Annotated in this window: 21 protein-coding genes; 8 read left to right on the top strand and 13 right to left on the bottom strand. The window is 65.5% G+C overall.

What is annotated here, in order from left to right:
- The first annotated feature begins 98 nt into the window (after window positions 1-98).
- Window positions 99-1,253 carry a hypothetical protein gene (locus HYG77_RS17570; protein ID WP_208960053.1) on the top strand — a complete coding sequence of 385 codons (1,155 nt, stop codon included), beginning with the start codon at window positions 99-101 and terminating at the stop codon, window positions 1,251-1,253.
- Between the two features lie 78 nt (window positions 1,254-1,331).
- A complete protein-coding gene (locus tag HYG77_RS17565; RefSeq protein WP_208960052.1) occupies window positions 1,332-3,155 on the top strand; it encodes an NAD(P)/FAD-dependent oxidoreductase in 1,824 nt (607 codons plus the stop codon).
- A 286-nt stretch (window positions 3,156-3,441) separates the two neighbouring features.
- Here the strand turns inward: HYG77_RS17565 and HYG77_RS17560 are convergent, their stop codons facing one another.
- Complete coding sequence (locus HYG77_RS17560) at window positions 3,442-4,506, bottom strand: IS110 family transposase (protein ID WP_208960051.1); 1,065 nt, start codon at window positions 4,504-4,506, stop codon at window positions 3,442-3,444.
- Between the two features lie 335 nt (window positions 4,507-4,841).
- On the opposite strand from HYG77_RS17560, the gene HYG77_RS17555 reads away from it, so the two are divergent.
- Both HYG77_RS17555 and HYG77_RS17550 read left to right on the top strand, forming a co-directional pair.
- Window positions 4,842-5,876: an IS110 family transposase gene (locus tag HYG77_RS17555; RefSeq protein WP_208960050.1), complete on the top strand. Its 1,035-nt coding sequence runs from the start codon at window positions 4,842-4,844 to the stop codon at window positions 5,874-5,876.
- Between the two features lie 332 nt (window positions 5,877-6,208).
- Entirely contained in the window at window positions 6,209-6,895 is a 687-nt protein-coding gene (locus tag HYG77_RS17550) for a response regulator transcription factor (RefSeq protein ID WP_208960049.1), read from the top strand.
- A 46-nt stretch (window positions 6,896-6,941) separates the two neighbouring features.
- Here the strand turns inward: HYG77_RS17550 and HYG77_RS17545 are convergent, their stop codons facing one another.
- Window positions 6,942-7,178: a sigma factor-like helix-turn-helix DNA-binding protein gene (locus HYG77_RS17545; protein WP_208960048.1), complete on the bottom strand. Its 237-nt coding sequence runs from the start codon at window positions 7,176-7,178 to the stop codon at window positions 6,942-6,944.
- 166 nt (window positions 7,179-7,344) lie between these two features.
- The gene (locus HYG77_RS17540; RefSeq protein WP_208960047.1) at window positions 7,345-9,714 is read right to left on the bottom strand and encodes an FdhF/YdeP family oxidoreductase; all 2,370 of its coding nucleotides are present in this window, start codon (window positions 9,712-9,714) and stop codon (window positions 7,345-7,347) included.
- Window positions 9,715-9,842: 128 nt separating this feature from the next.
- On the opposite strand from HYG77_RS17540, the gene HYG77_RS17535 reads away from it, so the two are divergent.
- The gene (locus tag HYG77_RS17535; RefSeq protein WP_208960046.1) at window positions 9,843-10,541 is read left to right on the top strand and encodes a Clp protease N-terminal domain-containing protein; all 699 of its coding nucleotides are present in this window, start codon (window positions 9,843-9,845) and stop codon (window positions 10,539-10,541) included.
- 53 nt (window positions 10,542-10,594) lie between these two features.
- On the opposite strand, the gene HYG77_RS17530 is transcribed toward HYG77_RS17535, so the two are convergent.
- The 8 genes from HYG77_RS17530 to hppD all read right to left on the bottom strand — a co-directional run bounded on the left by HYG77_RS17530 (window position 10,595) and on the right by hppD (window position 21,528).
- Window positions 10,595-10,807, bottom strand: a complete 213-nt coding sequence (locus HYG77_RS17530; RefSeq protein WP_208960045.1) for a hypothetical protein — start codon at window positions 10,805-10,807, stop codon at window positions 10,595-10,597.
- 57 nt (window positions 10,808-10,864) lie between these two features.
- The gene (locus tag HYG77_RS17525) at window positions 10,865-14,662 is read right to left on the bottom strand and encodes an ABC transporter ATP-binding protein (RefSeq protein ID WP_208960044.1); all 3,798 of its coding nucleotides are present in this window, start codon (window positions 14,660-14,662) and stop codon (window positions 10,865-10,867) included.
- A complete protein-coding gene (locus tag HYG77_RS17520) occupies window positions 14,659-16,020 on the bottom strand; it encodes an LLM class flavin-dependent oxidoreductase (protein ID WP_208960043.1) in 1,362 nt (453 codons plus the stop codon). The genes HYG77_RS17525 and HYG77_RS17520 overlap by 4 nt, the downstream gene beginning before the upstream one ends.
- Window positions 16,021-16,032: 12 nt before the next feature.
- Window positions 16,033-16,767 carry an ABC transporter ATP-binding protein gene (locus HYG77_RS17515; protein WP_208960042.1) on the bottom strand — a complete coding sequence of 245 codons (735 nt, stop codon included), beginning with the start codon at window positions 16,765-16,767 and terminating at the stop codon, window positions 16,033-16,035.
- Window positions 16,743-17,600, bottom strand: a complete 858-nt coding sequence (locus HYG77_RS17510) for an ABC transporter permease (RefSeq protein WP_208960041.1) — start codon at window positions 17,598-17,600, stop codon at window positions 16,743-16,745. The genes HYG77_RS17515 and HYG77_RS17510 overlap by 25 nt, the downstream gene beginning before the upstream one ends.
- Complete coding sequence (locus HYG77_RS17505; protein WP_208960040.1) at window positions 17,597-18,664, bottom strand: PhnD/SsuA/transferrin family substrate-binding protein; 1,068 nt, start codon at window positions 18,662-18,664, stop codon at window positions 17,597-17,599. Before HYG77_RS17505 ends, HYG77_RS17510 begins: the two co-directional genes overlap by 4 nt.
- A gap of 292 nt (window positions 18,665-18,956) precedes the next feature.
- On the bottom strand, window positions 18,957-20,168 hold the full coding sequence (locus HYG77_RS17500; protein ID WP_208960039.1) for an ROK family transcriptional regulator: 1,212 nt from the start codon (window positions 20,166-20,168) through the stop codon (window positions 18,957-18,959).
- A gap of 154 nt (window positions 20,169-20,322) precedes the next feature.
- Entirely contained in the window at window positions 20,323-21,528 is a 1,206-nt protein-coding gene (gene hppD / locus HYG77_RS17495) for a 4-hydroxyphenylpyruvate dioxygenase (RefSeq protein ID WP_208960038.1), read from the bottom strand.
- A 183-nt stretch (window positions 21,529-21,711) separates the two neighbouring features.
- Between hppD and HYG77_RS17490 the strand changes: the two genes are divergently transcribed.
- The 3 genes from HYG77_RS17490 (at window position 21,712) to HYG77_RS17480 (ending at window position 25,121) form a co-directional block, all read left to right on the top strand.
- The gene (locus HYG77_RS17490; RefSeq protein WP_109334445.1) at window positions 21,712-22,242 is read left to right on the top strand and encodes an Lrp/AsnC family transcriptional regulator; all 531 of its coding nucleotides are present in this window, start codon (window positions 21,712-21,714) and stop codon (window positions 22,240-22,242) included.
- A gap of 190 nt (window positions 22,243-22,432) precedes the next feature.
- The gene (locus HYG77_RS17485; RefSeq protein ID WP_208960037.1) at window positions 22,433-23,659 is read left to right on the top strand and encodes a Glu/Leu/Phe/Val dehydrogenase; all 1,227 of its coding nucleotides are present in this window, start codon (window positions 22,433-22,435) and stop codon (window positions 23,657-23,659) included.
- 97 nt (window positions 23,660-23,756) lie between these two features.
- Window positions 23,757-25,121, top strand: coding sequence for an amino acid permease (locus HYG77_RS17480; RefSeq protein ID WP_208963427.1), 1,365 nt, complete (start codon window positions 23,757-23,759; stop codon window positions 25,119-25,121).
- Between the two features lie 50 nt (window positions 25,122-25,171).
- Here the strand turns inward: HYG77_RS17480 and HYG77_RS17475 are convergent, their stop codons facing one another.
- Window positions 25,172-25,660, bottom strand: a complete 489-nt coding sequence (locus HYG77_RS17475; protein ID WP_109334447.1) for an SRPBCC family protein — start codon at window positions 25,658-25,660, stop codon at window positions 25,172-25,174.
- On the bottom strand, window positions 25,657-25,989 hold the full coding sequence (locus HYG77_RS17470) for a metalloregulator ArsR/SmtB family transcription factor (protein WP_208960036.1): 333 nt from the start codon (window positions 25,987-25,989) through the stop codon (window positions 25,657-25,659). The genes HYG77_RS17475 and HYG77_RS17470 overlap by 4 nt, the downstream gene beginning before the upstream one ends.
- Window positions 25,990-26,027 lie beyond the last annotated feature (38 nt).

Here is a 26,027-nt window from a genome sequence, read left to right as displayed (position 1 = left end):
GCGTTGCAGCGGCTACTGCCCGCAACCCTGCCGCGTTCTGTGTGATCCAGCTCATAGTTGCCGCGACATTGCACGCATTTCCGACGAAGGAGCACGACATGACGGCAACCCTGAGCCCGTCCTCGACAAGCGCGCCACCGAAAAGATCGCCGTCCTGGGCGGTGTTCGGTCTGGCCAACCTCGCCGTTGTCACGGCTGTAACACTCGCTACCTGGTATCTGCTCGCAGATCCGCAGACCAGTCCGTGGAACTTCTACCCGCTTCCCTTCAATGCGGCACTGTTCTGGGCGATCCTGTTCGTTGTCTTCATGGGCTTCAACTGTGAGTTCGCCGGCTTCGACCGGCTGGGCCAACCGACGCGAGGGATCGCAATCCTCGGCACGACGGCAGTGTTCGCGGTGGCGGTCACGTGGCTCCTCGCGAACGGACTCGGCCGGTTGTTCCCCGACTTCGCCGCGGACCGCGCCGACGGGCTTGGGTACTTTGCCGGGGCCCTGTTCGTGCTCTTCGGCTTCGGGACATGGGTGATGGCCGTCCTGAATTGGAAACACTGGCCGTGGACCACACTGGGACTGCGTCAACCACTGGTCGGCCTGTGCGAGATCGCCTTCATCGCCGTCCCGACGCTGGCGCTGTATCTGGTTCTCGGATTGCCCTCCGTCTCGCTGTCGGCGACGGACCCGCTGATGTCCGTCGACACAGTCCTCGGATGGTTCTATTCGATCGTCGTCTCCGTGATCTTGACGGGGCAGACGCTGGACAACTGGCCGTGGCGCATCTTCGGCGGTGAGCGCAATCCCCGAGCGGTGGCCCTTGCCTCGACGGTCGGCAACGTCGTCCTCGGAACTGCGATCTACTTCGTGATGGTTCCGCTGGTCGAGATTCTCGTCGGCAGCGTGGCCACCGCCGAACTGGGCGATGCCATCCATCAGTTCCCGGCTCAGCTCGGAGTGTGCTGGGCGTTCTGGATGATCTTCTGGGCCAACGCGTTCGGCAACCGGCCCACCCGTTTCGGTGACGGCAGAAATCTACTGCTGCGGGCTGCGCTCACCTTCGGACTCGCCGTTGTCACCTTCCTCATCTACTACCGGTTCGCCGCCGAGCACGTTCTCCACGAGCCCGTGGTCGCCGGTGACCTGCATGGCAACGCACTCGGGTTCCTCGACTGGCTGGTGCTGTGGACCCTGCTGTACGTCGTCGGGTTCCAGTCCTTCGGTCTGCGGCGGTGGGCGCCCTCCGTGGCCGGGTCGTGATTGCAACACGCTGCAACGCTGTTGCCCCCGCTCCGAACGGAGTGTGCTGTGAGTCACAACAGAGAGAAGGAGAGGTCCATGACACAGACTGTCCAGCCGCCCGCGGTCCAGACATTCTCGACGCCTCAGGAACGGGTCGACCTGTGGTTGGCTGATTTCGAAGCGGCTCTCGCTGCGCGGGACATCGAACGCGCTGCGGGCATGTTCGCGGTCGACAGCTTCTGGCGGGATCTGGTGGCATTCACCTGGAACCTCAAGACGGTCGAGGGACGCGACGGCGTCGCCGCAATGCTGCAGGCGCGACTCGACGACACCGAGCCGACGAACTTCCGCACCAGCGAGACCCCCGTAGAAGCCGACGGTGTCACCTCCGCATGGATCACGTTCGAGACCGCCACGAGCCGCGGAAAGGGCCACCTGCGGCTCAAGGGCGACGAGGCGTGGACGTTGCTCACCACCATGCAGGAACTGAAGGGACACGAGGAGCCCCGCGGAACGAAGCGTGTGAAGGGCGCGGTCCACGGCGCCGGCGGAGACACCCTGAGCTGGGCCGAAAGGCGCGAGCTCGAGGAGAAGGAACTCGGCTACACGCAGCAGCCCTACGTGCTCATCATCGGCGGCGGTCAGGGCGGCATTGCGCTCGGTGCCCGCATGCGTCAGCTGGGTGTGCCTGCCATCGTGGTGGACAAGAACGAGCGCCCCGGCGACCAGTGGCGTAACCGGTACAAGTCGCTGTGCCTGCACGACCCCGTCTGGTACGACCACCTGCCCTACATGCCGTTCCCCGACAACTGGCCGGTGTTCGCCCCGAAGGACAAGATCGGCGACTGGCTCGAGATGTACACGAAGGTGATGGAGATCCCGTACTGGGCGTCCACCACCTGCACCTCCGCCAGGTTCGACGAGGAGACCAAGGAATGGACCGTCGTCCTCGACCGTGCCGGTGAGGAGGTCGTGCTCCACCCGAAACAGCTGGTGCTGGCCACCGGCATGTCGGGCAAACCCAGCGTCCCGACGTTCCCGGGCCAGGACATCTTCAAGGGCGAGCAGCACCACTCGAGTCAGCACCCGGGTCCGGACGCCTACGCGGGTAAGCGCGTCGTCGTCGTGGGCTCCAACAACTCGGCCCACGACATCTGCAAGGCGCTCTACGAGAACGGCGCCGATGTCACGATGCTGCAGCGTTCGTCCACGCACATCGTGAAATCGGAATCTCTCATGGATCTCGGCCTCGGCGACCTCTACTCGGAGCGGGCCCTCGCGGCGGGCATGACCACGGAGAAGGCCGATCTGACGTTCGCGTCGTTGCCGTACAAGATCATGCACGAGTTTCAGATCCCGATCTATCAGAAGATCGCCGAACGAGACAAGGAGTTCTACGACCGGCTCGAAAAGGCCGGATTCAAGCTCGACTTCGGGGACGACGGCTCCGGCCTGTTCATGAAGTACCTGCGCCGCGGGTCCGGCTACTACATCGACGTCGGCGCCTCCGAACTCGTCGCCGACGGCAGCATCCACCTCGTCTCCGGACAGGTCGATCGACTCACCGAAACCGCCGTGGTCCTGCGCGACGGAACGGAACTGCCGGCCGACCTGGTCGTCTACGCCACCGGCTACGGTTCCATGAACGGGTGGGCCGCGGACCTCATGGGCCAGGAAGTGGCCGACAAGGTCGGCAAGTGCTGGGGCCTCGGCTCCGACACCACCAAGGACCCCGGACCCTGGGAGGGCGAGCAGCGCAACATGTGGAAGCCGACGCAGCAGGAAGCTCTGTGGTTCCACGGCGGCAATCTGCATCAGTCGCGGCATTACTCCCTGTATCTCGCCCTCCAGATCAAGGCACGGTACGAGAAGATCCCGACGCCGGTCTACGGCTTGCAGGAAGTACACCACCTCAGTTGATCCGCCCCCGTATCTGATCCGCCCCGTGTCGGGCGCCCCGCATCACACCGGTGCGGGGCGCCCGATTGCCCGTTCCCGACCGCCAACGGAGAGTTGCCCTCCCGATGCTCCACGCCCTCGTCGCTTGTTTCCTCTTCCTCACCGGACGATGGCTGTCCGCACCGATCAGAAACCCGATCACTGCACTGGCACAGGCACGGACGGTGATGCGGTGGGTTGCTCTCACCTCGTCCTGCAGTAACACTCCCGCCGATTCTCCCGATCTTGCCACTGACCCGTGATGCTCCTATGAGGAGTCAACCTGGGTGGGGTGTAGGACTCGGTAGATTTCGCGGGCGACGTAGCGTTTGAGGCAGCGGATGATCTCGCGTTTGGTTTTGCCTTCCTCGATGCGCCGGGCCATGTAGTCGCGGGTGCGGGTGTCGTTTTTGAGGCGGCTGATCACGATGGTGTGCAGGGCCCGGTTCGCCTGCCGGTTTCCGCCACGGTTGAGCCGGTGCCGGCAGATCTTGCCGGAGGAGGCTTGCAGGGGTGCGACACCGCAGCTGGTGGCGAAGGCGGCTTCCGAGCGGAGCCGGTCGGGGTTGTCGCCGACGCAGATCAGCAGTTCGGCGGCGGTGACGATCCCGATGCCGGGCGCGGCGAGCAGTGCGGGTGCCGCGCGGCGGGTCAGCACTGCGAGGTCGGCGTCGAGGGTTCGAATCTCCTCGCTCAACGCGGTGATGCGGCGGGCGGTCGAGCGGAGTGCGGTCTTGGTTGCGGCGAGGATGCCGCCGGCGGCGACCGGGTCGGGACGCAGGCCGGCGCAGGTGCCGATCAGGTCGGTGCGGGTCAGGTGCCGGAGTTGTCCGCGTAGTGGTTCGGGTGCGGCGACGATCATCGAGTGCAGGGCGGTCAACGCCTCGGCGCGGGCCTTGACCGCCAATGCGCGGGTACGGGAGAGGAAACGCAGGGCCTCGCTGTCGCCGTCACGGGTCTTCGGGATCGTGTTCGCTCGCCCGGACAGGGCTGCGGTGGCGGCGGCGTAGGCGTCGACCGGATCGGACTTGCCGCGGGCGCGGCGGGCGCGGCGGTCGGGTTTGTCGACCTCGACCACCGGCAACCCGGCCTCGGTGAGCATCCGGGTCAGGCCGGCCCCGTAGGTGCCGGTGCCCTCGATCCCGACCGAGGCGATGACTCCGGCATCGGTGATGAAGGCCAACAGTTTCCGGTATCCGGCCGGGGTGGTGTCGAACTGGTGATCCGCGACCGGGCGGCCGAGGTGATCGATGATCGCGGCGTGGTGGGTGTCTTTGTGGGTGTCGACTCCGACGAAGATCTCGAGGCTGACAGCGGTGGAAACATCGGTCATGCTGGACACAGGTCATCCCTTTCATCGCGGTGGCCACGTGCCGGTCGAGGCCGGGTGGACAACACAGTGATGGGACTTGGTCGCGTCAGGCTCCTGACTTGTTGAATCACCGGTGGATGTGATCGGGATCTGCAGTCTCGTAGCGTCCAGGGTGTCGATCGGCGCAGGCTCGCAGGCTTCTTGCCACCATCTTCGGAGGTTGGCTCACTGATAGCGTGCCATGCCGGTCGACACCCGCCCTGCGGTGTGGCTCGACAGAGGCGTGAACGAGATCTTCAAGTCAGGATGCCCTCCGCAGGCACGTTCGACTTCGCCTACCGAAGGAGTACTGCCAGGTGGTCATCATCGGAATCGACCCGCACAAGTCGTCATTCACCGCAGTTGCCGTCGACCGCAGCGGCGTCACCGTCGGGTCCCGTCGGTTCGTGGTCAATGCCGGCACCGCCACCGCGTTGGTGAAATGGTGCCAGCGATGGCCAGAACGGCAATACGCGATCGAGGGAGCAAAGGGACTCGGCCGGGGCATAGCGCAGATTCTGGTCGCGCGTGGTGAGGACGTCGTTGACGTTCCTTCCACCCTCGCAATGAAAGTCCGGGTCCTGAGCACCGGCGGCGGACGCAAAACCGACCCCGACGATGCCCGGGCCGTCGCGCTGACCGCCTTGTACCACCACGGCTTACATCAAGTTCACCGCGAGGACCAGAGCACGATCTTGCGGCTGCTGTCCGAGCGCCGCGATGACCTCACACGTGAGAAGACGCGTGTGCTCAACCGGTTGCACCAGCTGCTACGGGAACTGATTCCAGGCGGCGTTCCGATCGGGCTATCGGCGGACAAGGCCGGCGCTGCGATGCGACGGATCAAACCGACCACCGCCACCGACGCCTGCCGCCGGGACTTGGCCAAGGACGTGCTTGCCGACCTCCGGCGCATCGATTCGAACATCAAAGCCAACGAAGCTCAGATGCGCGACGCGGTCGCCGCCACGACGACGACTCTGCAGGAAGTCCACGGAATCAACACCGTCCTTGCCGCCAAACTTCTCGGCCACATCGGGAACATCACCCGATTCCCCTCGGCCGATCACTTCGCCGGCTACACCGGCACCGCTCCTCTCGCAGCGTCGAGCGGCGAGAACACACGCCACCGGCTCAATACCGGTGGTAATCGTCAACTCAATTCCGTGCTGCACACCATCGCCGTCTGCCAAGCCCGCGACCCAGGGCCCGGCCGCGTCTATTACCAGCGCAAACTCGACGAAGGCAAGACACGAGCCGAAGCCCGGCGCGCACTCAAACGCCGCCTCGCGAACGTCCTCTATCGCCGAATGCGCAGGGACCAACAACACGCACCACCTACGGCTGCTTGACACACAGAGGCGCTATCAGGTCACACCCGCCCGGCCGGCACGTATCAGGCACTGGCTGGTCCGGGCGGTACGAGGCCGACACATCACGGGAAAGACAGTCCGCGGTGGACGTCGGAGTACTTGCGAGTCAGATCTCGTGCCGACCGGACTGCTCCAGTATCACTGAGTACTTATTAACAACCCGTGGTTGAGAAGTACTCACGGGCGGCGAAGCCGCAGGAGGGAGGGGCCCACCGATGTACTCCTTTGCCGATCACGGTGCCGTTCCGGGAACGGTTGTCCTCTTTCCGAGCGCCGAACCATGGCTCCTCGGGTACCTACGCTCGGCGGGAATGCATGTGCAGCCCGGTTCTGCCACGCTCGATGGAGCAGATGTCGTGCGGCGTGCCGACGTGGTGATCGTCGACGCCCGTTCACGAAACCTCGAGGCGCTGGACACCATCCGAGTCTTGCGTGTTTTCGGAGCAAGAACGGGCATCCTCGTCGTCGACGAGTTCGCGAACGAGGAAACCCGGTGTTCCTACTTCGAGGCGGGCGCAGACGACGTGATGTGTGTTCCCGTCAACGTCGACGAGGTTATCGCGAGGCTTCGCGCTCTCCTCCGACGACTGGGGCCAGCTCGCTCGTCGTCGAATTCGTCCACCTCGTCCGGCGTCTCCCTGGACACCGACAACGCAGTGCTCAACGTCGGCACTGCCCGCATCGCGCTGAGTAGAACCGAACTCGACGTGCTCGTCGCTCTCGCGGGCAATGCCGGCCGCGTAGTCCGCCGGGGACAACTGTTGCAGGAAGTGTGGGGGCTGCCGGCGGGTTCCAAGTCGAACGTCCTCAACACGTGTGTCTATCTACTACGCCGCAAATTCGAATCTCACGGGGCACCGGACGTCATCGATACGGTGCGCGGCGTCGGTTTCAGGCTGAAATCCGAGACCGACGAGCACCCGGTTTCGGCACTCCTTGCCCGAAGCAGCCGAAACACCTGTGCTGACGCGGGATACACCTTGTCGGATGCGGTGTGAGTTGCGGCCCCGTCGTGCGTTGAGCATTCGGTGCGGGCAACCTGACTCACGGCATCCAGCGTTCGATCTTATTGCGGCGTCCGTCCGCGAGTTCTCGCCGGAGAAGGTTCATCGCGGCGTGCTGGGTGAGCAGCACAGTCTCGGTCGAGGTGCCGAGAACCCGGGCCACCTGCTCGACCGGCAACTGATGAGCGAGCCGCAAGCGCAGCACCGTCCGATACCGCTCGGGTAGCGCGTCGAGGAGCGTCGACGGCCGCGTTGCGCTCTTGTCATCGATGGTCACCACGGCTCGCCTTTCGCTCGTCGAAGTCGCTTCACTGTGCCGGGCCCGATGTCCCGTGAGGAAGGGACCGGCGTCCCGATCAGCCGGGATGTTGCGCGGGCGAGCATGGGTGACACCCGTCGAACAGAGCACGGTAAGGGGCCACAGTGGCGAACTGCGGACGAACTCAGGACAGGTGGTGGGGTTCCGGGTTGGCCTTGTGTGTCCAGTCAGCGCCCACCTCGTCTTGGTCGCCGGTCTGATTGCCGTCCCGCCCCTTCGCTCGGGCGAGCGAGATGACGACAGATTTGGAGGTAGGGCAATTGCTGCCCAGCGCCGTCGAGTCCAGCGGCACCAGCGGATTGGTTTCCGGATAGTAGGCGGCGGCGGAGCCGCGCGGGGTGTCGTAGTCGACGATGCGGAAGTTCTGCGCGCACCGGACCCGCTCGTCGGCGTCCCAGCGCGTGAAGAGATCGACCATGTCGCCGTCATCGAATCCGAGCGCCGCGATGTCGTCGCGGTGCATGAAGATGACCCGGCGGCCACCCTCGATGCCCCGGTAGCGGTCGCTGTACCCGTAGATCGTGGTGTTGAATTGGTCGTGACTTCGCAGGGTCTGCAAGATCAGATGCCCCGGCGGCACCTGCAGGACCTCGATCGGGGACACCGCGAACTCTGCACGACCTGAACGAGTTTCGAAGGTGCGGGCGTCACGCGGCGGGTGCGGAAGGATGAAACCGCCCGGACGTCGGACGTTCACCTCGTACCCCTCGCATCCGGGCACGACGCGGGAGATGTGCAGCCGGATGTTTGCGTAATCGTCCCGCATTCCCTTCCAGTCGATTCCGTAGCGGTCACCGATGGTGGCTTCGGCAATGCGCGTCACGATGCCCACTTCCGACTCCAGGTGTGGACTGGCCGGGTCCAGCGGACCCCGCGACGCGTGAACCGAGCACGTCGAATCCTCGACCGATACGAATTGCGGACCGGACGCTTGAACGTCCTTCTCGGTGCGTCCCTTCGTCGGCAGAATGAGCGCCGTCTCCCCGCACACCAGGTGCGAACGATTGATCTTGGTGGAGATGTGCACGGTCATGCGCGTCTTGCGGAGCGCCGCAGCGGTCACCTCCGTGTCCGGGGCGGCCTGAACGAAGTTGCCGCCCAGCCCGAGGAAGAAGTGCGCCTTGCCGTCGCGCATGGCACGGATCGAGTCGACGGTGTCGTACCCGTTCGCGCGCGGCGGATCAAAACGGAACTCCTTCTGCAGGGCATCGAGAAAATGCCCGGGCGGACGCTCCCAGATACCCATCGTTCGGTCACCCTGCACGTTGGAGTGCCCGCGAACCGGAAACAACCCTGCACCACGCTTCCCGATATTGCCCTGGGCCAGTGCGAGATTGGCGATCTCCTTGATGATGGCCACGGAGTTTCGATGCTGGGTGAGTCCCATCGCCCAGCAGAACACGGTGGCGTCGGAGTCCCGAAGCAACGTGGCGGCGTCGGTGATCTGCTCCCGGGACAGCCCCGTCGTCTCGGTGACGACGTCCCAGTCGACTGCGGCGACATGCTGTTTCCACGACTCGAAGCCGATCGTGTACTGGTCGATGAAAGCGTGATCGAGAGCATCCCATTCGACGAGCAGCGAACCGAATGCCTGAAGCAGGGCGAGGTCCCCGTTCAGCGCGATCGGCAGGTGCATGTCGGACAGGTCGGTACCCGATCCCACCATGCCGCGTGGGGTCTGCGGATTCTTGAAGTTGACCAGACCGGCCTCACGGAGCGGATTGATCGACAGGATCGTCGCACCGTTCTGCTTGGCCTTCTCCAGCGCCGACAGCATCCTCGGATGATTCGTGCCCGGGTTCTGCCCCTGTAGCACAATCAGTTTCGCGTCGTACACGTCCTCCATCACGACACTTGCCTTGCCGATGCCGATGGACTCTTGAAGGGCGATGCTGGTGGATTCGTGGCACATGTTGGAACAGTCGGGCAGATTGTTCGTGCCGAAAGCGCGTACGAAGAGCTGGTACGCGAACGCCGCCTCATTGGACGCCCGACCGGACGTATAGAAAATGGCCTCGTCCGGGCTGTCGAGCGCCTTCAACTGGCCGCCGATCAGGGCAAACGCGTCGTCCCAGTCGATCGGTTCGTAATGCGTCGCCCCGGGCCGCTTCACCATGGGGTGGGTGATCCGCCCCTGCTGCCCCAGCCAGTGTTCGCTGTGACTGTCGAGGTCGGCGATACTGTGCCGGGCGAAGAACTCCGGAGTGGCGCGGGACCGGGTCGCTTCCTCCGCAACCGCCTTCGCGCCGTTCTCACAGAATTCGGCTTTGTGCCGATGACCCGGGTCGGGGTCCGGCCAGGCGCAGCTCATGCAGTCGAATCCCTCGGCCTGATTGAGTCGCAGAAGAGTCTCGGCCGTCCGCCTCATGCCCATGTGTTCGAGAGAACGTTTCATCGACACTGCGACTGCAGTGGGGCCGGCGGCATGATCTTCTTGGGGTCGGATCTCGAGGTCGGCCTCGTCGTGGTCGCGGCCCTCATCGTGGTGACGCATCGTCAGTCTCCCGTCCGGCTCGACGTTCTTCTTGACATCGTATTCGCGCGGCGCGGCGTCGGCTGGAGAAAAATGCGCATCGTCAATTCGGCCTTGACGGCCATCATGCGTCAATCTACCGTTGACGCATGATGAAAATACGACTCGACGACCTCATCGACGGAATCCGCTCCGGATATCCCGATCAACCCCTCGAACAGTTGACGGCTGCGGTCTTGACCGCCGAGCACCTCAACGAAATTTCCGACCACCTGATCGGCCACTTCGTCGATCAAGCGCGGCGTAGCGGTGCGTCGTGGACGGAGATCGGTGGCTGTATCGGTGTCACGAAGCAGGCCGCCCAGCAGCGGTTCACACCCAAGGGCAGTGCCAACATGTTCGCGCGTTTCACCGAGAAGGCCCGGCAGGCGGTGGTCCAATCGCAGGAGGAAGCGCGGGCGCAGCGACTGTCCGAGATTCAGTCGGCGCATCTGCTGCTCGGCATGCTGTGCGCGCCCGACAGCCTCGCGATGCGGGCGCTCGCCGACCAGGGCTTTACACCGCAGGCAATCCGGGAAGCCGCGGAGGCAGACCTAGCTGCCGGACCGGCCGACGCCGAATCCCCCGCTCTGATCCCCTATGCGGCGGGCGCGAAAAAGGTGCTCGAATTGTCCACCCGCGAGGCGCTGCGATTGGGCCACAACTACATCGGAACGGAACACATGCTGCTCGCGTTGATGGCCGACGAAACTGACAATCCGGGTCCGCTCCGACGCCTTGGCGCCGACACCGATGCCGTCGAGCGATTCCTGCTGACGGCGCTCGGCGGAGCGGAAGTAAAGGAATAGAGCCGCTTCCGGTCATCAGTCAGTCGGCCGGGGATTCCACCCACCGCCGGTGCTCACTCGACGAAGGCGAGTCCTATTTCCTCGAGAGCGCCTTCAAGGATTCGAACAGCTTTGGGGCCCACGCCATGCATGGCGAGAAGTTCTCGACGACTGCGAGCGGCCACCTGTGCCAGGGTGGTGATGCCCGCCTCGAGCAGGGCGCTGTTCGCCGGACGCCCGATCGGAGGAAGGTCGCCAATCTGTGCTGGAACATCGCGGGTGCTCATTCCGACAAGGTACCGAAGCCATACCGTCCGACTCGAACACCACGTCGCGCACGAAGATCACCGAGTCCTGTGCACCCCCCGACCCAGGGTCACTCCTTGTGCGAGCATCACGGGCGGCGAAGCCGCATAGGCGTCCCAGAGTTCCCGGTAGACGCCGCCCCGGCCGAGTAGCTCTTCGTGTGTTCCGACTTCCGCTACCCGTCCGCCGTCGAGGACCACCACCCGGTCGGCTCGCGCCGCGGTGCTCAACCGGTGCGCCACGACGACGGTGGTGCGCTTCCGGGAGAGCTTCTCGGTTGCGAGCCGGACGCGGTCTTCCGTGGCCAGGTCCAGCGACGCGGTGGCCTCGTCGAGCAGCAGGATGTCGGGATCCACCAATTCAGCGCGGGCGAGGGCCAGCAGCTGGCGTTGCCCGGCCGACAGGTTGCGCCCGCGCTCCCCGATCGGCTGCAGGTAGCCGAGGGCGAGCCCGGACACCATCTCGTGTGCCCCGACCGCTCGGCTGGCGGCCTCGACCTCCGCGTCGGTCGCGTCCGGGCGCCCGTAGGCAATCGCGTCGCGGACGGTCGCGCCGAACAGGTGCGGCTCTTGCGGTACGACTCCGAGTCGCTGCCGGAACGACGCGAGGTCGAGTGACCGGGTGTCGATGCCGTCGACGCGCACCGCGCCGTCGGTGGGGTCGTAAAACCGGGCAAGCAGCTTGAGCACCGTCGATTTGCCCGCGCCGGTCTGGCCGACGAGGGCGACCGTCTCACCCGGTTCGATGCGAATCGCCACCCCTCGCAGCGCCTCTCCCTTGCCGGATTCGTACGCGAAGTGGACGTCGTCGAACACGATGCCGCCCTGGACGCGGTCGAGGACGATCGGATCGCCCGCCTGCGGCGTGGTGGTCGGTGTCCGCATCAGACCCCGCAGTCGACCGAGTCCGATCACCGCCTGCTGGTAGCCGTCGAAAACCTGCGAAAGCTGTTGCACGGGAGCGAAGAACAGTTCGACGTAAAGCACGAAGGCGATCAGGGTGCCGACGGTGAGGGTTCCGCCGTGGATCCGCGCCGTCCCGGCTGCGAGCACCAGTCCGGTCGCCACCACGGACAGGAACTCGACGAACGGAAAGTACAGGGCCATGTACCGTTGGGCCCGTAGTCGCGACTCCCGGAAGTCCCAGGCCCGCCGGGCGAACTGGACGGCGTTGTAGTCCTCGCGCCGAAAAGCCTGGGTGACGCGAATATTCGTCACGTTCTCCTGCAGATACGCGTTGACGATCCCGACGCGATCGCGGGCCTCCGCGTACGCGGGCACGGACTTTCGTCGGAACACCACCGTGGCCGCGACGAGGACGGGCACCACGAGGACCAGCACGAGCGCCAGTTCCGCGTCGATCACCAAAAGTGCCACCAGCACACCGAAAATCGTCAGTCCGCTCACCACCGCCGTCGCCAGACCTGTCTGCAGGAAGTTGGACAGGCTGTCGACATCGGTGGTCATACGTGTCATGATCCGGCCGGCCAGTTCTCGCTCGTAGTACTGCAACCCGAGCCGCTGCAGCTGCGCGAACGTCCTGACCCGCAACGTGTACAGCAGCCGTTCGCCCGTCCGCCCGGTCACCCGCGCCTGGGCGATGTTGATGGCCCAGTCCAGCAGCACCACCAGAATGGTCGCGGCCGCCGCGAGGAGCAGCAGGTCGCGGGCGCCTTGCAGCACTCCCCGGTCCACCCCGGTACGGACGAGGACCGGCACCGCGATCTGCGCGACGGCGTCGAGCCCGACGAGCGCCAAGCCTGCGACCAGCGGCAGGAGGAGCGGACGCAGCAGTGAGCGGAGTCCGAACGCCGGGTCGGCGGCCCGGGCCTCGTCCGCGGCGACGTCGGGGTCTCCCGTGAGTGGCGGCAGGTCGTCGAGCCGAGCCATTACTTCGGGGCTGGGCGGCGCCGACGAGAGGATGCCGCCCGACGCGCCTCCGCGTGACGGCCCACTGGCACCCGCGGCTGCGGTCGCGAAAGCCGCTGCGGCTCTCGCATCGAACACCCCGGAAGCCTCGTCGCCGTCCTCCCGACGCCACAGTTCGGCGGTGACACCGTCGACGTCCGGCGGCTCGTTCGACGTGTCCGGAGCGGTCAGGTCGTCCGCGCTCGACAGCAGCGCGCGGAACAGGGGGCACCGTTCGTCGAGTTCGGCGCTCGTGCCCACATCGACGATGCGCCCGTGCGCCAGGACCGCGATGCGGTCGGCCAACGCGAGCGTGGACCGGCGATGCGCAATGATCAGCGTGGTCCGTTCGCTGGTCGCGACGCGCAGTTCGTGGTGAATGGCCGCCTCGACGCGGGCGTCGACCGCCGATGTCGCGTCGTCGAGCACCAGGATCCGCGGATCGGTCACCAATGCCCGGGCGAGGGCGATCCGCTGCCGCTGCCCACCCGACAACGTCACCCCCTGCTCCCCCACGACGGTGTCGAGGCCGTCGGGCAGTGCGTCGATGAATTCCTCCGCCTGCACCACGCGGAGCGCCTCACGCACCAGTGCCTCGTCGGCATCCGGCCTGCCGTAGGACACGTTGGCGCGGACGGTCTCGGACATGAGGTAGCTGTCCTCGAAGACGACGCCGAGCGCGGACCGCAGCGAGTCGAGCGACAGCCGGCGGGTGTCGATCCCCCCGACGGTGACCGCACCCGCGTCGGCGTCGTACAACCGCGGAACAAGCATGGCCAGAGTAGATTTCCCCGATCCGGCCGCGCCGACCACCGCCACCGTCTCGCCGGGTGCGATCCGAAGGGACAGTCCGTCGAGGAGGCGATTCGACGGGTCGTATCCGAAGGCCACGTCGTCGAACACCACTTCGAGGGGCCCACCCGGCAAGTCCACGGCGCCAGGTGGGGTCGTGACGGCCGGGGCGTTGTCGATCACCTCGCGGACACGCTCGACGCTGGCCCGGCCCTGTTGGCTCACGGTCAGCAGCGTGGCGAGCTGACGCACCGGCGAGGCGAACGACGCCAGGTAAGTAGTGAAGGCGACGAACGTGCCGAGCGACAGCGTGCCGTGCAGCGCCAGCCATCCTCCAAGTGCCAGGACGAGTGCCTGCCCGAGCATCGGGACCGCCTGCAGCGCAGGGTTGTAACGGCTGGTCAGCCGGGCGACGCGCAGCCGGGAACGGAACAGGTCCCCTGCCCGCATCTCGAGGTCTTCGAGTTCGCGGCCTTCCTGGCCGAATCCCTTGACGACGCGCACCCCCGTGACGGCGGCTTCGACTCCCCCGGCCACGATCGCCGCCTCTTCCTGGGCATGCCAGTTGGCGGGGAACAGGTCGACGCGGCTGCGCATCGAGATGAACCACAGCGCAGGCAGGACGGCGAGAGCGACCAGGGTGAGGATCGGCGACAGCACTGCCATCACGGCCAGGGAGATCGCGAACATCAGCAGGTTCCCTGCCATGTGCGGCAGTAACTGCAGGAGCATCTGGATCAGCGTGATGTCCGAGATGGACCGGCTGACCACCTGGCCGGTCTGCAGTCCGTCCTGCTCGACGCCGTCCAGCCGCAGCAGGGACCGGAAGGCGTCGCCCCGCAGGTCGTACTGCACTCCGAGGGACAGCTGCCCGGAGCGGTACCGGCGCGTGTACGCGGCGGCGAACCGGAGCGATGCGAGGGCGATGAGCACCGCGATCCACGGCGCCAGTGCGTGATTCGTGTCGACCGCGGCGTTGTCGATCACGTGCCGGACGGCCAGCGGAATGGTGGCGGTGGCCGCGGCCGCCACCGCCGCCGCCCCGTACGCGAGAACGAGATTGCGGCGTTGGCGCAGACAGTACCCGAACAGGTACCGCAGCCAGCCGACGTTCTCCCCCGAAGCTTCCGTCGTCACTGCGCAGACACCAGCGTGGAATCCTTCTCGACCGCAAACTGATTGGCGGGACGCGGCAATCCGTAGTGCCCGCGCAGTGTGGTCTCGGTGTAGTCGGTGCGGAAGAGTCCGCGTTCCTGCAGGATCGGGACAACGGAGTCGACGAACTTTTCCAGCCCGGACGGAAGGACCGCGGGCATGATGTTGAATCCGTCGGCGGCGCCGTTTTTGAACCAGTATTCGATCGTGTCGGCCACCTGGAGCGGGGTGCCTGCAAACGTGCGGTGGCCGCGACCACCACCGAGTCTCCCGATCAGCTGCCGGACGGTGAGCTTCTCGCGGCGGGCGAGGTCCACGATCAACGTGTACCGACTCTTCGCACCCTCGATCTCGTCCTCGGACGGCAAGTCCTCGGGAAGTTCCTCGTCGAGCGGGAGCTGCTCGGGTTCGAGATTGAACCGCTGCGCCAGCTGCTTGCGGGCGTATTCCGGCGAGATCAACCTCTCCAGATCCGCCTCGAGTTCGCGGGCCTCCTCTTCGGTGTCAGCGATGACCGGCACGATGCCGGGCAGGATCAGTACCTGCTCGGGGTCCCGGCCCACTTTCGCGACCCGGTCCTTGACGTCCGCGTAGAACGCCTTCCCCTCGTCGAGAGTGGGCTGGGCGGTGAAGATTGCCTCAGAGTACCGGGCGGCGAAATCCTTTCCGTCCTCGGATGACCCGGCCTGCACGAGCAGCGGATATCCCTGCGGCGACCGCGGCACGTTGAGGGGTCCCCGCACCTTGAAGAACCGGCCCTCGTGTTCGATGACGTGCACCTTGGCGGAGTCGGCATGGATCGCGACGTCCTTGTCCGCGACGATGGCGTCGTCCTCCCAGCTGTCCCACAACTCGGTGGACACCTCCACGAATTCCGCGGCCCGCTCGTACCGGCTACGGTGCTCGGGGGTGTCGTCGAGACCGAAGTTTTGGGCCGCATCGGCACCGGCCGTGGTGACGATGTTCCAGCCTGCGCGTCCGCCACTGACGAAGTCGAGGGACGCGAACCGTCGCGCCAGGTTGTACGGCTCGTTGTAACTGGTCGACGCGGTCGCGATCAGGCCGATCTTCTCGGTGGCCGCGGAGATCGCCGTGAGGATGATCGTCGGCTCCAGCTTGCCGCTCGGCCTGCGTTCCGGATTGCTGAACAGCACCGGGCTGTCGGCGAGGAACACCGAGTCGAACTTTCCGCGCTCGGCTGTCTGCGCCAACGAGATGTAGTGCTTGATATCGAGATTCGCGTTCGGATCACTCTCGGGCAGCCGCCAGGCGGCCTCGTGGTGTCCGATCGCCATCAGGAATGCGTTGAGATGCAGCTGGCGCTGGGGTGACGAACTCATGGTGTAACTCCCTTACTGTGCCGCTACCTCGACGCCGAGGGCGCCGAGCAGCGTGTTGCGAAACTCGTGGAACTTGCTGTCGCCGAGCGCTCTCGGCTTCGGGATGTCGATGATCTCGTCGACGACGATCTGCCCGCGGTCGAGAACGAGCACCCGGTCGGCGAGCGCGATCGCCTCATCGACGTCGTGTGTGACGAGCAGGACGGTCGGGCGGTGGCGACGGATCAACTCCTGCAGGAGGGCGTGCATCTTGATCCGGGTCAGCGCGTCGAGAGCGCCGAAGGGCTCGTCGGCCAGGAACAGTTGGGGCTCGCGGACCAACGCTCGGGCCAGCGCCACCCGTTGCTGTTCACCGCCGGACAGTTCGCTGGGCCACGCCTTCTCCCGGCCCGCGAGCCCGACTTCCGCGAGCGCCGACGTTCCCTTGCTCGTGCCGGTGCGGCCCAGTCCGAGCGTCACGTTGTCCAGCACCCTCAGCCACGGCAGCAGCCGCGAGTCCTGGAATGCCACCGACACCTCCTCGGGCACTCTTAGTGTTCCGCCGCGGCCCTCGACGTCGTAGTCGAGGCCGGCGAGCGCGCGAAGCAGCGTGCTCTTGCCGGACCCGCTCTTGCCGAGCAGGGCCACGAACTGGCCATCGGGAATGTCGAGGTCCAGGCGGTCGAGGACGATCTTGTCGCCGAATCCGCGGACGAGGGACCGCACCTGCACGGCGGCGGGTTCTAGCCGGCGAGCGTCTTGCGCCATTGCAGCGACCGCCTCTCGACGTAGCGAAGGACGGAGTCGGACAGGAGACCGAAGATGCCGTAGACCGCGAGCCCCACGAGAATCACGTCGGACTGTCCGTAGTTCTGCGCGTTGTACATCATCTTTCCCAAACCGGTCACCGCGTTGATTCCCTCGACGACGATGAGGGTGAGCCAGGCACCGGTCACCGAGAGGCGCAGTCCCAGAAAGAATCCCGGCATCGCACCCGGCAGGACGACCTTGCGGATGAACGTGGCCCGGGACAGCCCGAGGACTTCGGCGAGTTCGACGTACCGGTTGTCGATCGACGTCAGCGAGTTGTGGGTCTGGATGTACATGTGGACGACGACACCGAGCGCGATGATCACGATCTTGAACGTCTCGCCGATGCCGAGCCAGAGGATCAGCAGTGGGATGAGGCCGAGCGTCGGGATGGCGCGTTTGAGTTGGATCGGTCCGTCGATCAGGGCGTCACCGGAGCGCGTCAGACCGGCGACGACGGCCAGGGCCGTCCCGATCACCACGCCGAATGCGAAACCGATGGCGGCGCGGCTCACCGACGCGAGGACGTGTTCCTGCAGGATGCCGGTGGAGATCAGGTCGACGGCCGTGGTGACCACGGTCCACGGCGCGGACAGCTTTCGCGCGTCGATGACGCCCGTCAGGCTTCCCACTGCCCACACCGCGAGGAGGAGCAGGACACCGGCCAGCCGGGAGAACGGAAACGCCTTACGCAGTCCGAGTCGGCGGATCTGCCGGTCGGCGACGCCGAGCCTGTCTACAACGGGGGCGACAGTACGTGCCGGTGCGGGCGCAATGAGAGTGCTGGTCATCGCTGCACACCGCCCCGGTACTCGGCCGGAACGGCGTCGGCGGCGATCGTCTCGAATCGGCGGTCGAACAGCTCGTTGGCATCGAACCCGTTGAAGTAGCCTGCGTCGGAGAGCAATTGGACGGTGTCCTGTGTCCATTCGACGGCCGCGTCCCAGTTGGCCGGGTAGACCGGGCGCTGCCCGACGGAGGCGACGATGCGCTTGCCGTCCTCGGCCGATACCTGTTCGCTCTCCACGTAGTACTTCTGGATCCAGGCATCCTGGTTCTCCCACGCCCAGACCTCCCCGCGGGCCCAGAACGGAATGAACGCCTTGATCGCCGCCGCCTTGGCCGGGTCCTGGAGGACCTCCACGGGCGCCCAGAGCACGGTGAGCGCGTCCACGGCGTCGGTGGCCAGCGCCTTGGCTCCGTCCGGCCCGTACTGGTTCAGGTACTTCGTGACCGTCGGCTCCGACAGCGGCGCGATGTCCACCTGCTTCGACTGCAACGCGGTGAGGAACTGCGGGCTGGGGAGTTCGACGAGTTGGACGTCCTTCGTGGTCAGACCCTGCGCTTTCAGCGTTCGCAGGACTACCACGCCCTGGGCCTGCCCGGGCGAGAACGCGATCTTCTTGCCCCGCAGGTCCGGCAGCTCCGTGATGTCCGAGCCGGGAGCGGTGGCCAGCCGGTACTGCGGCTGTTCCTTCTCCCGGACCGCGACGATCTTCGCGTCGAGCCCGGTGGCGTGCGCCTGGATCGGCGGGATCGCGGCGTTGGTGGCCAGATCGACCGCGTTGCCCCGGAAGGCCTGGATCACGTCGGGACCGGCACTGACGTCCGGCCAATCCGACACGGTGAATGGGAGGTCCGCGAGTTGATCGGTCGCCTCGAGCTGAAGTCGGGTGGTCTTGATCGACACGCTGAGCGACGTTCCGTCCGGAACCTGTTCGGGCACAGCGTCATCGAGTGTCAGCCCGCCGGAGGAACCAGAGGAGCAGGACGCGAGCCCGAGCGCCACGACGCCGGCAAAGGCAGCGCGTGTGAGGCGCCGATACCCGGCGAAAGACACGAGTGAACTGGACATGAATGATCCTTCGAAGGAAGTGATCTCCGGTCGGGCACACCGGACGCGGTCGGTCGAGTGCCACAATGGAGCGAGAAAGGAAGAGTGGAACGGTGTTTCGGGCGTCCGCCTCAGTCAGCGCAGAGACGTCAGATGCGGCCCGGTCGCGTGCGGCGACAACAGGACTCGGAGCGACACGAGGATGTACGCACGCCGTCCGCCATGGTGATGATCACACCAATATCCTTGCGATCCAGTGCAATCGACGTCAACATTGCTTCCCACCGAATTAACTCCGGACTTGTGATACGCGTCACGATATGCCTGCCAGCGGCCGCACGAAGCTGGTGAGAGGCGCCCGGTAGAGCTCCGCGAGGATCACGGAACCGGCGGATACCGGCAGTGCCCGCCCGGGAAAACTGGTGGACAGCACCGACCGTGAGGGGTCGTCACACGTCGCCGACGACTCCCCGACTGCTCGCCGAACCGTGTCGAGAGAACCCGGAATCCGGCTCACGCCTTGGTCACAGACGATCAAAACCTCCGGATTGAACAGGTCGAGCAGACGCGCCGCCACCACCCCCACGCCGTACGCCCGTTCCTCGAACAGAGCCAGGGCCGCCGGCTGCCGACGTCGTCCCGCGTCGAGAAGTTCGCCGAAGATCGGCCGCTCGATGATGCCGAGTTGCATCGCCCTGCGCACCAGCACCCGATCCGACAGGGTGGCCTGCACGCATCCGGTCCGTCCGCAGGTGCACTTCTCGATACTGTTCTCGAGGGGCACGTGCGCCACTGCGCCGGCCGCCGCACGAGGGCCGTGGTGGATTACGCCTCCGGTCGCGAACGCGGCGTCGATGACGTTGCCGACGAAGAGCTGTACCACGCTGTCCCGCGATCTCGGCTCCCCGAACAGCACCTCCGCGTCGATGAGGGCGCGCGCGTGCGAATCCATCCGGACGTCCAGACCGGTGCGACGCTCGAGATCCGTGCGGACCGGGTACCCGTTCCATCCCGGAATCGGATGCTCACGCACCACACCCGATTCCGAGTCGATCCAGCCGCCGGCCGCGAAACCGACGCCGATCGGGACGGACACGTCACCGTATCCGGCGGCCAGTGCCTCGAGGGTCGTCACGGCATTACGCAAAATCTCTGCCGGTCCGAGCCCGAAGTGTGGATCCCGGGATCGGGCCAGCACCTGCCCGCGCAGGTCGAGCAACGCGGTGGTGACGTGGGTCATCGCCAGGTGAATGCCGTAGACGACGAAGCGGGTGGTGTCGAGATCCACCGGCACGTGTGGGCGTCCCAAACCCGTGGGACCCGAGATTTCCGGCAGTTCCCGCAGCAGTCCGCGTTCGACGAGCTGCGCACTGGCGGTGGTGACCGTCGCGGGCGAGAGCCCGGTGACCCGTGCGATCGTGCTGCGGGCGATCGGTCCGTGATCGAGGATGGTGCGCAGCACCGTGCCCGCGCTGGCGCCGGAGCGGCCGGCGCCCCGCCGGGCATCGGAGTGGGTTCGCACCATCGTTCTCCCTTCGCCGCGCGCAGTGATCTGCGTGATCTGCAACGTTAGCGAAGGGGAGCGGACAGTTGAACGGACTCGATACCCGTGAATTTAACTCCAGTACGGACAATCACCTACGGCATCCTGGCAACGTAGGCGCACTTGGTCACTCGTGTCAGAAGTTGCCGCGTGCGGCTTGTTCTCGCTCGATGGCTTCGAAGAGGGCCTTGAAGTTACCGATACCGAAACCGAGGGAACCGTGGCGTTCGATGAGTTCGAAGAAAACGGTAGGACGGTCGACGAGTGGTTTGGTGAAGATCTGCAGCAGATACCCGTCCTCGTCGCGGTCGACGAGGATCCCGCGCTTCTGCAGCTCCTCGATCGGGGCACGCACGTTCCCGATCCGGGCCCGCAGATCCGGATCCTCGTAATACGAATCCGGGGTGGCCAAGAACTCGACACCCTCGGCGGTCAGCTGATCGACGGCGGTGAGAATGTCATTGGTGGCCAATGCCAGATGCTGGGCACCGGGACCACGGTAGAAATCGAGGTACTCATCGATCTGCGACCGCTTCTTCGCGATCGCCGGCTCGTTGAGCGGGAACTTCACCCGATGATTGCCGTTCGAGACGACCTTACTCATCAGCGCGGAGTAATCGGTGGCAATGTCCTCGCCCACGAACTCCGCCATGTTCGTAAAGCCCATCACCCGGTTGTAGAAGCCGACCCACTCGTCCATCTTGCCCAGTTCGACGTTGCCGACCACATGATCGAGGGCCTGGAACAACCGTTTCGGGGCACCGTCCCGTTTGCGGTGCGTCGACGTGCGTTCGACATACCCCGGCAGATACGGCCCGGTATAGCGGCTGCGGTCGACGAGGGTGTGCCGGGTATCGCCGTAGGTCGCGATCGCCGCCAGACGAACGGTGCCGTGCTCATCGGTCACGTCATGGGGTTCGTCCAGAACGGTCGCACCCTGCGCCCGGGCATGCGAAATGCACTTGTCGACATCGGGCACCGCTAGCGCGATGTCCACGACACCGTCACCGTGGACGCGATGATGCTCGATCAACGAGCTGTCCGGGTCCACGGCACCCTTGATCACGAACCGGACCGCCCCGGACTCGAGAACGAAACTGTGATGGTCACGGTTACCGGTGGTAGGCCCGGAGTAGGCGACCAGAGTCATTCCGAACGCCGACTGGAAATAATGCGCGCTCTGGGTGGCATTGCCCACCACCCACACGACCGCATCCCAACCACTGACCGGAAACGGATCCGCAGCCGAGTCATACTCCACCAGACCCACCAACTGCCTGAGCTGATCGAGATCGAGATCCGCCAAACGTTCCTTGTCGGTAAGTGTCTGTTCGATCGTCATCGGAGTCTTCCTCTTTCGTGGGCCGGTGAGCCGGGACTGTCGCCTGCGTCACCACGAAAACCCACTCCGCCGTCGTAGGCAACCGAGCCAGGAGTTCCTAGCCGTAGTGCCACGTTCGAGGAGCAGATCGCGCGATTTGTTATACAGTCGGCCTAGTTGACCGGCCTCGGAGGTGGTGTACGCATGAAGGATGCCGTGCAGCTGGACGAGCTCGATTTCGCGCTGCTCGACGCCATGCACGCCGACCCGAAGGCGGGAGTGCTGGAGCTGTCGCGTCGAATCAAGGTGGCCCGAGCCACCGTTCAGGCGCGGGTACGCAAGCTCGAGGAGTCGGGCATCATCGCCGGTTACGAGCCGCATATCGACATTTCGGCTGCCGGTTTCGACGTGCAGGCATTCGTCACCCTCGAGACGGCGCAGGGCGCACTCGACTCGGTGACGTCGGAACTCGAGTCGATTCCCGGTGTGCTCGAAGCCTTCGCGACCACCGGTTCGGGCGACATCCTCTGCCGGGTCGCGGCCCAATCACATCTCGGTTTGCAGCAGACATTGATCGATCTGAACAAATCGAGCGTCGTCGCGCGGTCCACGAGCGTGATGGTGCTCTCCGTGATCGTTCCGTATCGGTCGATGCCGCTGTTGCGCACCCTCGACCGTCGCGGTTCGGCGAAGGCTCCCGCGTACCGGGCCACCGATCAGCACGTCGATCGCTGAGTTTGCCGGGCACGTTGCCTAGAAAAACACCGAAAACCTGTCGTGGTGATGTTCATCCTGGCTACGTGCTGCAGGGCTGCTTGCGGCATGGGAGTGGCGCCCGCCACAGTGATCGCCGTAACAGCGGGTGCTGATCGAGGGAACGGCTCGATCGCACTGCTGCCAGGCCGTCCGACTCCCGAAAGAAGCCATGAAGAACCTGCTCACCCGATTCGAAGAAAAGGCCCCCGAGATCGTCTTCGAGTGGCACGACACCGAGACATCCGCCCGCGGATGGACGGTGATCAACTCCCTGCGTGGGGGCGCTGCCGGCGGTGGAACACGGATGCGGCGCGGCCTGGACCGCCGGGAAGTGGAGTCCCTGGCCAAGACCATGGAAGTGAAGTTCACCGTCTCCGGGCCCGCCATCGGCGGCGCCAAGTCGGGCATCGACTTCGATCCGACGGACCCCCGCAAGGACGAGGTGTTGCGACGCTGGTTCAAGGCGGTCACCCCGCTGCTGAAGGCGTACTACGGCACCGGCGGCGACCTGAACGTAGACGAGATGGCTGAGGTCGTCCCGATCACCGAGAGCTACGGGCTCTGGCACCCGCAGGAAGGCGTCGTCAACGGACACTTCGCGGCCAGCGACCGGGAACGGGTGCAGCGGGTGGGGCAACTCCGGCTCGGTGTCGCGAAGGTGGTCGAGGATCCGCGCTTCACCCCCGATCCGCAGGCCAAGTACACGGTATCCGACCTGATCACCGGCTGGGGCGTCGCGGAGTCGGTGCGCCACTACTACCGCGTCTACGGCGGTGAACTCACCGGCAAGCGGGTGATCATGCAGGGCTGGGGCAACGTCGGGGCCACCGCCGCCTACTACCTGGCCCAGTCCGGCGCCCGCATCGTCGGAATCATCGACCGCAACGGCGGGGTGTCGAACACCGACGGCTACGACTTCGACCAGATCCGCGATCTGTTCCTCACCAGGTCGGGCAACGAGCTGAACGCTCCCGGCGCAGTGCCTTTCGCGGACATCAACGAGACGATCTGGAGCGTCGGTGCGGAGGTGTTCCTTCCTTGCGCGGCGTCCCGCCTGGTGACACGCGACCAGGTGGACCGGTTGATCGACGGCGGCCTCGAAGTGGTGGCGAGCGGGGCCAACGTGCCCTTCGCCGACGACGAGATCTTCTACGGCCCCACCTACGAGTACGCCGACAAGAGTGTGGCGGTGGTGCCCGACTTCATCGCCAACTGCGGCATGGCCCGAGCGTTCGCTTTGCTGATGGAGGGCGACATCGAGGTGTCCGACGACGCCATCTTCGGTGATGTGTCCACCACGGTGGCGACTGCCCTCGAGCGGTGCCACGCGCGATCACAGCAGCCGACCGGGATTGCCGGTACCGCCTTCGAGATCGCTCTCGATCAGCTCGTCTGACGTCCTGGGAGACCCCATGAACACAGTTCACGACACAGTGGTGAAGACACCGCCTGCACCCACGAAAGACATTGTCACCCGCGGACTTCAGCAGGCGATGAAGCCACGACAGCTGGTGATGATGAGCTTGGGCGGCGCGATCGGGGCCGGGTTGTTCGTCGGTTCCGGCGCCGGGATCGCCGTCGCCGGTCCGGCAGTGCTCGTGTCCTTCCTGATCGCCGGCTTTCTCGTCGTGTTGGTGATGCGCATGATGGGCGAAATGGTGGCAGCCGACCCCGACAGCGGCGCCTTCTCGGTCCACGCCGAGAAGGCGATGGGGCCGATCGCGGGGCGCACGATCGGCTGGCTCTACTGGGTGCAGGTGGTCATCGTGGTGGCCGCCGAGGCGACCGCTGCGGCGGCCATCACCGCGGCGTCGATACCGGCGGTGCCGCAATGGGCGGCGGCGCTCTTCTACATGAGTGTGCTGACCGCCGTGAACCTGGCGGGTGTCTCCCGATTCGGTGAGTTCGAATTCTGGTTCGCTGCACTGAAAATCGCGGCGATCGTCGGGTTCCTGGGCATCGGCTCCGCGATGATCTTCGGTTGGATTCCGAGCTTCGATGCTCCCGCGCTGGCCAACCTCACGGGTCACGGTGGATTCGCCCCCAACGGGGTCACCGGCATCGCTGCCGGACTACTCATCGTGGTGTTCGCGTTCGGCGGAACCGAAGTAATGGCCATCGCGGCCGCAGAGACGTCCGAGCCGCGCCGCAACGTGAGCCGGGCGGTGCGCTCCATCGTGTGGCGAATCCTGGTGTTCTACATCGGTTCCGTCCTCATCATGGTGACGGTACTGCCGTGGACTGCCGAGGAACTCTCCTCGGGCCCCTTCGTCGCGGTGCTGAACGCCGCGCACGTGCCCGGGGCCGGCGCGGTGATGACCGTCGTCGTGGTGATCGCTCTACTGTCCTCGCTCAACGCCATGCTGTTCAGTGGTTCACGGATGATCTACTCGCTGTCCGAGCGCGGCGCCGCGGCCAGCATTTTCGGGCGGGTATCGAGCAACGGCGTACCCCGCCTCGCGGTGCTCGCGTCCGTGGCCTTCGGCTTTGTGACGGTGGTTCTCAACTACCTCGCACCCGATCGGGTACTTCCTCTGCTGCTCAACGCAGTCGGGTCGACGATTCTGGTGTTGTGGACATTCGTCACGGTGTCGCAGATCGTGTTACGCCGCCGCGCCGAGAAAGAAGGCCGCAACGATCTGCCGCTGAAGATGTGGGGTTTCCCGTATCTGTCCTACGTCGCTCTCGCCCTGCTCGCCGCCGTGGCGGTTCTGGCCCTGTTCGACGACGCAGCGCGGAACCAGCTCATCGCGACCCTCACCTTCACGTGCGCGATCACCCTGGCTTGCTGGGTCCTCGGACGTCGGCAGCGGAGGACGAGCAGCGACACTCGGTCGACCATCGAGCACGCCCATTGAGAGGTCGACCTCCGGCCGGAGGACCGAGGCCGGTCAAGCGACCGGCGAGATCACCACGTCGACTGCGCCAGAACCGCGTCGAGGGCGGCGTAACTCTCGTTCATGCCACCTTCCATACCGGATTGCAGCATGCCATCGCGCTCTTCGGGCGTGTGGAACTGGCTGACCACCGTCAGTTTGGTGCGACCGTCGCCCAGATCGGTGTAGGTGTTGTGGTCGACCGTGACGTGCCCGGGCATACCGTCCCATTCGAAGGTGTACACGAGGCGCTCCATGGGAATGATTTCGCGGAACCGGCCCTCGAATCCATGGGTGTCTCCCTCGGAGTGTTCGACGAAACGCCAGTGGCCACCGCGCTCGAATTCCCAGCGCTCGATGTCGAGCCGATTTCCGCGGCCCCACCACTGTGCCAGCAGGTCGGGGGTGGTGAAAGCTGCCCACACCCGTTCGCGCGGGGCATTGAAAATGCGCTCGACGCGGATTTCGCGGTCCTCCGGGGTGGTGAGCGTCGCAGCCGTGGGGGGAGTGGAGGTGCTCATGAGGTGCCTTCCGTTCGTGTGAGGAATTCATCCAGACGGCCCAGTCGGCTCTGGAGGGACGTTTGGTAGTCCCGTATCCAGGCCACCTCACGCTCGAGGGGATTTGCGCCGAGCATGCAGTACCGCACCCGCCCGCGCTTTTCCGTCACGACCATTCCCGCAACCTCGAGCAGGTGCACGTGCTTCTTGATGCCGGTAAGGGTCATCTCGAAGTGCTCTGCCAAATCGCTGATCGTGCTGGCGCCCCTGCCGAGCCTCTGCAGAATTCCGCGTCGCGTGGGGTCGGCCAGTGCGGCGAACGAAGTGTCGAGAGCTGAATGCTGAACCATCTAGTTCAGAGTTTCACTCGCTGGGGGTGCCGTCAACC

The organism is Rhodococcus sp. ZPP (genome assembly GCF_017656075.1).
Taxonomy (GTDB): Bacteria; Actinomycetota; Actinomycetes; order Mycobacteriales; family Mycobacteriaceae; genus Rhodococcus_F; species Rhodococcus_F oxybenzonivorans.
Note: the sequence above shows the minus strand (reverse complement) of the source record. Positions and strands in the feature narration are given on the sequence as shown.